The organism is Caulobacter sp. S45, from assembly GCF_903642205.1.
Classification (GTDB): domain Bacteria; phylum Pseudomonadota; class Alphaproteobacteria; order Caulobacterales; family Caulobacteraceae; genus CAHJWH01.
This window is the reverse complement of the sequence record NZ_CAHJWH010000108.1, coordinates 1-11,460: the sequence shown is the minus strand read 5'-3', so window position 1 is coordinate 11,460 and position 11,460 is coordinate 1. Positions and strand designations below refer to the sequence as shown.

General features: G+C 69.3%; 9 protein-coding genes. 3 read left to right on the top strand and 6 right to left on the bottom strand.

The features are described 5' to 3' along the window. Together HUV06_RS11120 and HUV06_RS11115 are read right to left on the bottom strand one after the other, a co-directional pair. Positions 1 to 1,850 (bottom strand): efflux RND transporter permease subunit (locus tag HUV06_RS11120; protein WP_174301337.1); only part of this gene is annotated, 1,850 nt, incomplete at its 3' end. A gap of 12 nt (positions 1,851 to 1,862) precedes the next feature. Next, on the bottom strand, positions 1,863 to 3,104 hold the full coding sequence (locus HUV06_RS11115; protein ID WP_174301336.1) for an efflux RND transporter periplasmic adaptor subunit: 1,242 nt from the start codon (positions 3,102 to 3,104) through the stop codon (positions 1,863 to 1,865). A gap of 142 nt (positions 3,105 to 3,246) precedes the next feature. Between HUV06_RS11115 and HUV06_RS11110 the strand changes: the two genes are divergently transcribed. Continuing rightward, the gene (locus HUV06_RS11110; RefSeq protein WP_174301335.1) at positions 3,247 to 3,855 is read left to right on the top strand and encodes a TetR/AcrR family transcriptional regulator; all 609 of its coding nucleotides are present in this window, start codon (positions 3,247 to 3,249) and stop codon (positions 3,853 to 3,855) included. 5 nt (positions 3,856 to 3,860) lie between these two features. Here the strand turns inward: HUV06_RS11110 and HUV06_RS11105 are convergent, their stop codons facing one another. Beyond that, positions 3,861 to 4,709, bottom strand: a complete 849-nt coding sequence (locus HUV06_RS11105; RefSeq protein WP_254601064.1) for an ATP-binding protein — start codon at positions 4,707 to 4,709, stop codon at positions 3,861 to 3,863. 124 nt (positions 4,710 to 4,833) lie between these two features. Between HUV06_RS11105 and HUV06_RS11100 the strand changes: the two genes are divergently transcribed. Beyond that, the gene (locus HUV06_RS11100; RefSeq protein WP_174301333.1) at positions 4,834 to 6,657 is read left to right on the top strand and encodes a phosphoenolpyruvate carboxykinase (GTP); all 1,824 of its coding nucleotides are present in this window, start codon (positions 4,834 to 4,836) and stop codon (positions 6,655 to 6,657) included. A gap of 137 nt (positions 6,658 to 6,794) precedes the next feature. Here HUV06_RS11100 and HUV06_RS11095 read toward each other — a convergent pair whose 3' ends face one another. Together HUV06_RS11095 and rlmJ are read right to left on the bottom strand one after the other, a co-directional pair. Then, on the bottom strand, positions 6,795 to 7,052 hold the full coding sequence (locus HUV06_RS11095; protein WP_174301332.1) for a hypothetical protein: 258 nt from the start codon (positions 7,050 to 7,052) through the stop codon (positions 6,795 to 6,797). Positions 7,053 to 7,088: 36 nt separating this feature from the next. Next, positions 7,089 to 7,976 (bottom strand): 23S rRNA (adenine(2030)-N(6))-methyltransferase RlmJ, encoded by an 888-nt coding sequence (gene rlmJ, locus HUV06_RS11090; protein WP_371811069.1) that lies wholly within the window; start codon positions 7,974 to 7,976, stop codon positions 7,089 to 7,091. Between the two features lie 394 nt (positions 7,977 to 8,370). On the opposite strand from rlmJ, the gene HUV06_RS11085 reads away from it, so the two are divergent. Continuing rightward, the gene (locus HUV06_RS11085) at positions 8,371 to 9,471 is read left to right on the top strand and encodes a DNA topoisomerase IB (RefSeq protein WP_254601062.1); all 1,101 of its coding nucleotides are present in this window, start codon (positions 8,371 to 8,373) and stop codon (positions 9,469 to 9,471) included. 6 nt (positions 9,472 to 9,477) lie between these two features. On the opposite strand, the gene HUV06_RS11080 is transcribed toward HUV06_RS11085, so the two are convergent. Next, complete coding sequence (locus HUV06_RS11080; protein ID WP_174301331.1) at positions 9,478 to 11,148, bottom strand: GMC family oxidoreductase; 1,671 nt, start codon at positions 11,146 to 11,148, stop codon at positions 9,478 to 9,480. Between the last annotated feature and the right edge of the window lie 312 nt (positions 11,149 to 11,460).

The window sequence follows — 11,460 nt, the reverse complement described above, 5'->3', positions numbered from 1 at the left end:
TGGCCGGCGAAGCTGAAGCCGGCGATGCAGAAGACCGCGTTCACCGCCGACTTCTCGTTCACCAGGAACTCGTGCTCGACCGCCTTCTCCGCGTCCAGCGTGCGCGACAGCACAGCGCCCGGCGGCGTCTGCACCAGCACGAAGGCCACGCCCTGGTCCTCGTCGGGGAGGAAGCCCGTGGGCAGGTGCAGGAACAGCACGGCCATCGCCGCCACGATGGCCAGGTAGACGACGGCGAAGGGGATCCAGGACTTGGTGATGAACTTCAGCGCGCCTTCGTAGTCCTTCACGCCGCGGTCGAAGTTGCGGTTGAACCAGCCGAAGAAGCCCCGTTTCGTCGCATGGCCCTTGCGGGGCTTCAGCAGGGTGGCGCAGAGCGCGGGCGTCAGGATCAGGGCGGTCAGGATCGACAGCACCATGGCCGAGACGATGGTCACCGAGAACTGGCGGTAGATCACCCCCGTCGAGCCGCCGAAGAAGGCCATGGGCAGGAAGACCGCGGTCAGCACCAGGACGATGCCGACCAGCGCGCCGGTGATCTCCTGCATCGACTTGCGGGTGGCGTCGAGCGGGGACAGCCCCTCCTCGTCCATGATCCGCTCGACGTTCTCCACCACCACGATGGCGTCGTCCACGAGCAGGCCGATGGCCAGCACCATGGCGAACATGGTCAGGGTGTTGATGGAATAGTGCAGCAGCGCCAGCACCCCGAAGGTGCCGAGCAGCACCACCGGCACCGCGATCGTCGGGATCAGGGTGGCGCGCCAGTTCTGCAGGAAGACGAACATGACCACGAAGACCAGGATCACGGCCTCGATCAGGGTGCGGACCACGTCCTCGATGGACAGCTGGACGAAGGGCGTGGTGTCGTAGGGGAAGGCGACCTTCACGTCCGGCGGGAAGCCGGCGGCGATCTGGTAGACCTTGGCCTTCACCGCCTTCGCCGTGCTCAGCGCGTTGGCGCCTGGAGACAGCTGGATGCCCATCCCGCCGGCCGGATGGCCGTTGAAGCGGGCGGTGAGGGTGTAGCTGTCCTGGCCCATCTCCACCCGGCCGACGTCGTGCATGTAGACGCTGGAGCCGTCGGGGTTGGTCTTCAGCACGATGTCGGCGAATTGTTTGGGCGTCTGCAGGCGCGACTGGCTGGTGACCACCGCGTTCAGCTGCTGGTCGCCGGCCACGGGCAGCTGGCCGATCTGGCCCGAGGCGATCTGGGCGTTCTGGGCCAGGATCTGGGTCTTCACGTCGCCGACGGTCAGGCCGTAGTTGTTGAGCTTGTAGGGATCGAGCCAGATCCGCATGGCGTACTGCGCGCCGAACAGCTGGGTGTTGCCCACCCCCGTCACCCGGCTGAGCGGGTCCAGCAGCTTGCTGTTCACCAGGTCGGCCAGGTCGGAGGAGTTGTGCTCGCCCGTCGTCGAATAGACCGCCATCCCGAGCAGGAAGTTCTTGCTGGCCTTGGCCACCACGACGCCCTGCTGCTGCACCTCGGTGGGCAGGACCGGGGTGGCGAGCTGCAGCTTGTTCTGCACCTGCACCTGGGCGATGTCGGGATCGGTCCCCTGCGCGAAGGTCAGGGTGATGGTGGAGGTGCCCGAGGTGTCGCCAGTGGAGGAGATGTACTCCAGGTGGTCCAGCCCCTTCATCTGCTGCTCGATGGGCTGGGTGACGGTGCTGGTCACCGTGTCGGCGTCGGCGCCGGGATAGGTCGCGGTGACCGAGACCGAGGGCGGCGCGATGCTGGGATACTGCGCGATGGGCAGGCTGAAGATCGACAGCGCCCCGGCCAGCATCAGGATGATGGCGATGACCCAGGCGAAGATCGGCCGGTCGATGAAGAAGCGTGACATGGCGCCTGAGCCTCAACCGCCGCTCGTCGACGCCGCGGTCGACCCGCCCGTGGCCGACCCGGCGGTCGCGGCCCCCGGCGCCGAAGAGCCCGGCGTCGCAGATCCGGGCGATCCGCCGCCCGATCCAGCGGGGACGGCGTTCACCCTCGCGCCGGGCTGGACCTTCAGCAGGCCCTCCACGATCAGCTTGTCGCCAGGGTGCAGCCCGTCGGTGACAAGCCACTTGTCGCCGATCGCCTCCGCCGTGGTCAGGGTGCGGGGCTGAGCCTTGCCGTCAGCGCCGACCACGAAGGCGCTGGCCGCTCCCTTGGGGTCGTGGGACACGCCCTGCTGGGGCGCCAGGATGCCGTTCTGATAGACGCCTTCGTTCAGCTCCGCGCGCACGAACATCCCGGGCAGGAGGACCTTGCTCGGGTTCGGGAACACGGCCCGGAGCGTCACCGAGCCCGTGCTCTGGTCCACCGTCACCTCGGAGAACTTCAGCACGCCTTCCTGCGCGTAGGGCGTGCCGTCCGACAGCACCAGCTTCACCCTGGCGCTCGACGGCGCGTTCGCGAGCTGGCCGCCGGACAGCGCCTGGCGCAGCCTGAGCAGGTCGTCGGCGGACTGGGTCACGTCCACATAGATCGGGCTCAGCGCCTGGATGGTGGAGAGCGCGGTGGTCTGGTCCGCGGTCACCAGGGCGCCGGGCGTCACCGACGAGCGGCCGATACGGCCGGAGATCGGCGCGCGCACCTTGGTGTAGCCGAGGTTGATCGCCGCCGACTCCACCGCCGCCCGGTCGGCCTGCACGGTGGCCAGGGCCTGGAGGTAGGTGGCCTGGCTGTTGTCGTTGTCCTGCTTGCTGACCGCGTTGATTTTCACCAGGTCCGCATAGCGCTGCGCCTGCAGCCGGGTGGTGACGAGGTTGGCCTCGGCGTTGGCCAGCGTGCCCTTGGCCTGGTCCAGCGTGGCCTGGTAGGGCGCGGGATCGATCTGGTAGAGCACCTGGCCGGCCGTCACGTCGCCGCCCTCCACGAACAGCCGCGCCTTGATCAGCCCGTTCACCTGCGGCCGCACGTCCGAGGACAGGGTCGGAGAGGTCCGGCCCGGCAGCTCCGTCGTGCGAGTCACGGGCTCGGCCTTGATGGTGACGTAGCCCACCTGCGGCGGCCCTTGGGGCGGCGGCGCGGGCTTTTTGGCGCAGGCGGAGGCGAGCGCGAGGACGCCCACGGCGGCGGAGAGGCGGACGGCCGCGCGCGAAGGAACCGGCATGGCTCGGGTCATGATGAAAGGGGAGCCGGACGCCCCCGCCCCAATTGAAATTGAACGTTCATTCTCACTTGCTGGCGTGTTATTCCCTTTACCAGTTCCACGTCAAGAGCGCCGTTGAGCGCCGCAACAGGAGGATTGGACCTTGGCCGCCGTAGAAAATCTGTATGCGGAGCGCCCGTCCGCGCCTCGGCGCGTCAAGCAGGTGATGGAGGCGGCGGAGACCTGCTTCCGCCTGCACGGCTTCCACGGGACCAGCATGGCCCAGATCGCCGCCTCCGCGAAGATGAGCGTGGGCCACATCTACCGCTACTTCCCGGCCAAGGACGACATTATCGCCGCCATCGTGGAGCGGGACGTCGCCGCCGCCATGGCCGACTTCGACGCGGTGGAGGGCGACGAGGCCGGCGTCTTCCCCGCCTTCTTCCGTCACTGGCGCGCAAAGATCGAACGCATGAGCGAGCGCGGTTGCAGCATCCTGTGGCTGGAGATCATGTCGGAAGCCGCCCGCAATCCGCGGGCGGCCCGGGTGATGGCCGACTTCCGCGCCAGCGTGGCGGAGCGGCTCTGCGCCCTGGTCCAGGCCGGCGCGCCCGGCCGCTGGACACCCGAGGCGGCGGCGGAGAAGGTCGAGCTGCTCATGCTGCTGACCGATGCAGTGGCCTTCAAGGCCATCAGCGAGCCGCACTACGACGCCCAGCGCACCGCCGACACCTTCGTCAGCTACGCCCGCTGCATCTTCGAGCAGGCCTAGCGCCGTCAGAGGGGCAAGGTGCGCCCCTGCTCGCCCGCCAGATCGCGGATGAACTGGAACGCCGCCCGGCCTGACCGCCCCCCGCGAAGCTGCGCCCATTGCAGCGCCCGCCTGTCCAGTTCCGGCGACTCCAGCCTGAACCGCTCGGCATAGGCCCGCACCGTCGCCAGATAGGTCGGCTGGTCCATGGGCGGGAAGCCTAGCCACAGGCCGAAGCGGTCCGACGCCGAGATCATCTCCTCGCTGTCCTCCGCCGCCGCCATCCGGTCGGCCTCCTCGTGACTGCGGGGCATCAGGTGACGGCGGTTTGAGGTGGCCACGAACACCACGTTGGCCGGTGGGCCGAACACGCCCCCCTCCAGCGCCGACTTCAGCGACTTGGCCGCTCCCGCGCCCTCCTCGAAGGACAGGTCATCGCACAGGACCACGAACCGCTCGGGCCGGTTTCGCAAAGTTGCGAAGAGGTTTGGCAGGGAGTTCACAACCTCCCGCTCGATCTCCACCAGCTTCAGCAAGGGTGCGCCCCGGGCCAGCGCAGTGACCGCCGACTTGACCAGCGAACTCTTGCCCGTGCCCCGTGCGCCCCACAGCAGGACGTTGTTGGCCGGCAGCCCTTTGGTGAACCGGCGCAGGGTCTCCACCAGCCGGGCCTTCTGGGTGTCGACGCCTAGCAAAAGGTCGAGCGGCAAAGGGAAGTCTGCTGCAGCTGCGAAGCTCTGGGTGGCGGCGTCGAAGCGGTGCAGCATCGCACCTGCGAAGTCTGGATCGGCCGGCGGAGCGGGGGCCAGGCGCTCCAGGGCGCAGGCGATCCGCTCCAGCAGGACATTTAACTCAACGATGTTTTCGAGGCTCAAGGGCGGCTCCTGGGCGGCCGGCCCTTGATGAACGGGCCGGGGAAAGCTAGCAATGTTGCAAATGTCGGCACGGCGCTGCGGGGGTGCGTCCTCGCGCCCAGCCTTAGGCCCTGGGAGAGCGCCCATGACCCTCACCACCACCCTCGGCGCCCTGGACCAGGCCCCGACCCAGAACCGCAAGCTGCTGGCCTGGGTGCGCGAGATCGCCGCCCTGACCGAGCCGGAGCAGGTCTACTGGTGCGACGGCTCCGACGAGGAATGGCGCTTCCTGACCGAAGCGCTGGTGAACGCCGGCACCCTGAAGCCGCTGAACCCTGACAAGCGCCCGAACAGCTTCTACGCCGCCTCGGACCCCAAGGACGTGGCGCGGGTGGAGAGCCGCACCTTCATCTGCTCTCATGAAGAGATCGAGGCCGGCCCCACCAACAACTGGGCCGATCCAGTGGAGATGCGCGCCACCCTGGACGGCCTGTTCAAGGGCTCCATGCGCGGGCGCACCATGTATGTCGTGCCCTTCTGCATGGGCCCGCTCGGCTCCAAGATCAGCGCCTACGGCGTGGAGATCACCGATAGCGCCTACGTCGCGGTAAGCATGCGGGTGATGACCCGCATGGGCCAGGCGGCGCTAGACGCCATCGGCGAGGACGGCTTCTTCGTTCCCGCGGTCCACACCCTGGGCGCCCCGCTCGCGCCCGGCCAGAAAGACGTGCCCTGGCCCTGCAACGAAACCAAGTACATCGTCCACTTCCCCGAGACCCGGGAGATCTGGTCCTACGGCTCCGGCTACGGCGGCAACGCCTTGCTGGGCAAGAAGTGCTACGCGCTACGTATCGCCTCGATCATGGCCCGGGACGAGGGCTGGCTGGCCGAACACATGCTGATCCTGAAGCTCACCTCGCCAGAGCAGAAGGTGCACTACATCGCCGCGGCCTTCCCCAGCGCCTGCGGCAAGACGAACCTCGCCATGCTCCAGCCGACCCTCCCGGGGTGGAAGGCCGAGACGGTGGGCGACGACATCGCCTGGATGCGCTTCGGCGACGACGGGCGGCTGTACGCCATCAACCCGGAGTACGGCTTCTTCGGCGTGGCGCCGGGCACCGGCGAGGCCACCAACAAGAACGCCATCGACACCCTGAAGGCCAACTGCATCTACACCAACGTGGCGCTCACCGACGACGGCGACGTGTGGTGGGAGGGCCTGACCCAGGACCCGCCGGCCCACCTCACCGACTGGCGCGGCCGCAGTTGGACGCCGGAGTCCAAGGAGCCCGCCGCCCACCCGAACTCGCGCTTCGCGGTGCCCGCCGGCCAGTGCCCGACGATCGCTGCGGAATGGGAGGACCCCCGCGGCGTCCCGATCAGCGCCATCCTGTTCGGCGGCCGGCGCGCCACCGCCGTGCCGCTGGTGACCGAGGCTTTCGATTGGAAGCACGGGGTGTTCCTGGCCTCCAATGTGGCGTCCGAGGGGACGGCGGCGGCGGAGAACAAGCTGGGCGCCCTGCGGCGCGACCCCTTCGCCATGCTGCCCTTCTGCGGCTACAACATGGGCGACTACTTCGCCCACTGGCTGGCGATGGGCGAGAAGACGACGCCCGACAAGCTGCCCGGCGTCTACTTCGTCAACTGGTTCCGCAAGGACGAGCACGGGAAGTTCGTCTGGCCCGGCTACGGCGACAACGCCCGGGTGCTGAAGTGGATCGTGGAGCGATTGGAGGGGACGGCCGAGGCCCAGGACAGCCCCATCGGCCGCCATCCGACGCCCGCTTCGCTCGACACCTCCGGCCTGAGCCTCACCGACAATCAGCTCCACCTGTTGCTGAACGTCGATCGCTCGGTTTGGAAGGAAGAGGCCGCCACCATCCCTGGGGCCTACGAACAGTTCGGCGACCGCCTGCCGGCCGCGCTCTGGGCGGAGCACGAAGCGTTGATCCGGCGGTTGGAGGCTTAGGGTCTCGATCCTCCCCCACCGGGGGAGGGGGACCAAGCGCAGCTTGGTGGAGGGGGCGCGCCGCCGCATCGCGCCGGCCCCCTCAGTCGCTTCGCCGACGGCTCCGCCACCGGGGGAGCATCTAAGGTTGGGATGGTCTAGGACGCCTCATCCTGTCCGCCCTTCCCGGCGGCCTCGCTCTCCTCCGCCCCCCGCGCCCATTGCGTCCACCACCAGAAGGCCACGCCCGCGCCCGTCGCAAGCAGCAGGGCTGGAGCCACCTGCGCCTTGCGGGAGCGGCCGAGCGCCTGCAGCGACGCCTCCATGGGATCGACGGCCTTGCTGGCGAGCGCCCGGCCCAGCTCGGCGGGCTTCGACTTCCGCTTCGGCAGGAGGCGAGAGAGGGTCTTGATCATGGCGGGGTCCTCGACAGCAGAACGGCCGCCCACGGCTCAGGTTGCCGCGCCGGCCAGCCGCTCGACTCGCACACCGCCGCCGGGGCCGCCCAGCTGCGCCGCCACCCAGCCGCAGACCGCGCGGGCCTCCGCCTCCACGTCCGGCGCATCCACCAGAACCACGGCGCAGCCGTTCATCCGCATGGGGTCGTCCAGCGGCCGCAGGCGCGCCTGGGCGACCACCAGGCTCGCGGGTCCCGCGCGTTCCAGGCTGTCCAAGAAGGCGTCGAAGGTCTCCAAGTCCTTCAACGGCGTCCAGATCAGCGCCGGCTGGCGAGCCGGATCAGGACGGCCGGCGATCAGCTCGGCGACGCGGGCATAGTCGTCGGCGCGCTCGAACGGCGGGTCGATGAGCAGCAGGGTGCGCCCGCGGCCCTGCGCCAGCCGCTGGGCGGCGACGGCGTAGCCGTCCGCCTGCAGCAGCTCGACCTTGGCGCCGCCTCTGAGGGGCGCGAGATTGGCCGTGAGTTCATGGTGGTCGTCCGGCCGGATTTCGCAGCCGACATAGGCGTCGCCGCGACGAAGTGCGCGCATCGCCAGCCAAGGCGAGCCCGGATAGACCTGCACCTCGCCGATCGGATTGCACTCGCGCACGGCCGCGATCAGGGGCGTCAGCACCGCAGGCGCGCCTCCCTCGTCCGCCAGAAGCCGCGCCACTCCCGCCTGCGCCTCGCCTGACCGGCGCGCGGCTTCATCCTGCAGGCTGTAGAGCCCTGCGCCGGCATGGGTGTCGATCACCGTCAGCGGCTCGGCCCCGCGCGTCAGCCGGTCAAGCACGGCGAGCAGCAGGGCGTGCTTGACGAGGTCAGCGAAGTTGCCGGCGTGGAAAGCGTGGCGATAGTTCAGCGGTGACGTCCAACTGCGCCAGCCCGGGCGCGTTCGCACGCTTAAAGCTTAGCCCAGCGGGCCGGGGAAGACGTCATGAGCGGTCCAGCGGGCAAGCCGACCGGGAAGCGTCCAGTCCGGACGGCCTCATCCACCTGATCCTGGCCGGTGGCGGCGCCGCGCCCGCGCCGTCCCGACCGACCTGATCTCCAGGCCGAGCTTCGCCTGGAAGCTGGGTGACCAGCAGACCGCCGACCTGGCCACCTACATCCGCAACAGCTGGGAGTCGCGTGCGCCGTCGGTTGACGCTGGGCATGTGGCCTCGATGCGCCGCGAACTCGCCCTGAGACCTCGTGCCTGACGGGGAACTCGGGCGATCACTTCTGAAGGCGGTTGGTCCGGAACCGGAGCACCGCGCCTCCGTTGCCCCGCTGGGCTGACGAGGTGGCGAGGCGTGGCGTACGACGACGAGGCGGATGACGGCGAGACCTCCAACGAGGCCGTGGCCGAAGCCGCCGGCCTGATCTACGTGCACGACGACGATCCTGGCCTCACCCGCGTGAAGACCGAGGCGGGCTTCGACTATCTCGACGCAAAGCAGTGCCCCATCACCGACCCCAAGGTCATCGACCGCATCAACGCCCTGGCCATCCCGCCCGCCTACAAAAACGTCTGGATCAGCAAGTCGCCGCGGGGCCACATCCAGGCCACAGGCCGCGACGAGCGCGGCCGCAAGCAGTACCGCTACCACGAGCTGTGGAGCGCGGCGCGCGCGGAGACCAAGTTCGCCCGCATGGCCGCCTTCGGCCGCGTTTTGCCGGCGCTCCGCGACAGGATCGACCACGACCTGAACAAGCGCGGCCTGCCTCGGGAGAAGGTGGTGGCGACCGTGGTGCGCCTGCTGGAGACGACCATGATCCGGGTGGGCAACGACCAGTACGCCAAGGAGAACAAGAGCTTCGGCCTCACCACCCTGCGCTCGCGCCACCTGCACCTGCACGGCTCGGAGGTGGAGTTCGAGTTCAAGGGCAAGAGCGGGGTGCAGCACAAGACCTCGGTGCAGGACCGCCGCCTGGCCCGGGTGATCAGGTCGATTCAGGAACTGCCGGGCCAGCGCCTGTTCCAGTACGTGGACAGCGATGGGGTGCGCCACGCCGTGGGGTCCGACGACGTCAACGCCTACCTGCACGAGGCGATGGGCGAGCACTTCACCGCCAAGGACTTCCGCACCTGGTCCGGCACGCTCGCCGCGGCCAAGGCGCTCTCCATGCATCCCGCGCCCCAGACCGAGCGGGAGGCCAAGAAGACCGTCACCCTGTGCGTCAAGGCCACCGCGGGCCTGCTCGGCAACACGCCTGCGGTCTGCCGGTCGGCCTACATCCACCCCGAGGTGCTGCGCGCCTTCGTCGACCAGCGCCTGCCCCAGGCCTTCGCCGAGGTGGACGGCGACGAGTTCGAGCAGGCCGTGCTGAAGTGGCTCGACGCACTCGCCGAGGAGGTGGAGGCGGAGACCGGCCAGTCCAAGGCCGCGCAGATGAAAGCGTCCAGGCCCTAGATCGGCTCAGGCCGCACGGGCCGCCAGCGCGCTCCGTCCCAGGATCATGTCGCTGGCCTTCTCCGCGATCATGATCACCGGCGCATTGGTGTTGCCGCTGATCAGGCGCGGCATGACCGAGGCGTCCACGACCCGCAGGCCCTCCACCCCATGCACCCGCAGCTGCGGGTCGACCACAGCCATCGGGCCATGGCCCATCGGGCAGGCGCCCACCGGATGGTAGATGGTGGTGCCGGCCATGCGGGCGTAGGCGAGCAGCGCCTGGTCATCCTGGAGCGCCGGACCCGGGTTCATCTCGTGGTCGATGAAGGGCGCCAGGGCCGGCTGGGCGGCGATCCTGCGGCCGAGGCGGAGCGACGCCACCGCCGCCTGCTGGTCCAGCGGGTCGGCCAGATAGTTGGTCACGATGGCCGGGTGCACGGCGGGATCGCGCGACCTGATGCGGATGTGGCCGCGGCTCTCCGGGCGAAGCTGGCAGGGCGCGATGGTCAGGCCCGGCTGAGTCTCCAGCACCATGGCCTGCGCGTTGGTCAGCTTCTCCATGTCCATGGTGGCGGGCAGGATATGGAACTGGATATCCGGCCCCGCGAGGTCGGGCCGCGACTTGGCGAAGGCCGCGATGTGCGCCGCCGACAGGGCCAGAAGCCCTCGCCGCTGGAAGGCGTAGCGCCCGATCTCCTTCAGGAACGGCAGGCCCCGCGTCAGCTCGTTCACCGAGCTGACGCCCGGCTTCAGCCGATAGCGCATGCCGATGACATAGTGGTCCTGCAGGTTCTCGCCGACGCCTTGGAGGTCGTGTACGACCTCGACGCCGAAACGCTGCAGCAGCTCGCCCGCCCCGATGCCCGAGAGCTGCAGCAGCTGGGGCGTGTTCACCGTACCTCCCGCCAGGATCACCTCGGCCGAGGCGCGGGCGACGCGCCGCTCGCCTCCCTGGTCGAAGACGACGCCGATCGCGCGGCGCCCCTCCATGAGGACACGCGCGGCGAGGGCGTTCGTCTCCACCCGCAGGTTCGCCCGCTTCATCGCCGGATGCAGGTAGGCGACCGCGGCCGAGTGGCGCGCGCCGTTCTTCATGGTCACCTGGAACCAGGTCGCGCCTTCCTGCTGCGCCCCGTTCAGGTCGGCGATGCGCGGGATGCCCGCCTGGTCGCAGGCCTCGATGGCGGCTTCCGAAATCGGGTGGCTGTCGCGCATGTCCGACACGTTCAACGGGCCGCCGACCGCATGGTGGTCGTCGGCCCCGCGCTCCTGGTGCTGGGCGCGATGGAAGTAGGGCGCCACGTCGTCCCAGCCCCAGCCCTCGCAGCCGAGCTGGCGCCAGCCGTCGTAGTCGGCCGGCTGGCCGCGCACATAGAGCATGGCGTTCAAGGAGGAGGAGCCGCCCAGCACCTTCCCCCGCGGCCACTTGTGCGAGCGGCCTCCGGTGCCGGGGTCCGGCTCGGTGGTGTAGAGCCAGTTGACCTTGGGATCGGTCAGGTTGGCGGCGTAGCCGACGGGCACGTGGATCATCAGGTTGGCCATGAACTGGCCGAGGTTTCGGGTCGGCCGGTCGTCGCCGCCCGCCTCCAGCAGCAGCACGCGGTGGCGCCCATCGGCGCTCAGCCGGTCGGCCAGCACGCAGCCAGCGCTGCCGGCGCCCACGATGATGTAGTCGGCCTGCAGGTCTGCAGTCACGGACGCCTCACGCTCCTTTTGCGCATCAAGGCTTGTCCGGCGGAGAGATGCAACCTCGATCCTCCCCCTTCCGGGCAGAGCTATCACATATGGAGTCGGAGCGATCCCTCTCCCCCGATGGGGGAGGGGCAGGGGTGGGGCGTACGCGCTGCGGGTGACGCAGAAGGCTTGGGAGGCGCCTCCAAAGCCCCTCCGCGGACGTCGTGCACTCACCCCGTCCCCGACCCTTCCCCCATCGAGGGGAAAGGGCGTTCATATGCGATAGCCCTGCCCTCTTGGGAGGGAGACCAAGCGCAGCTTGGTGGAGAGGGC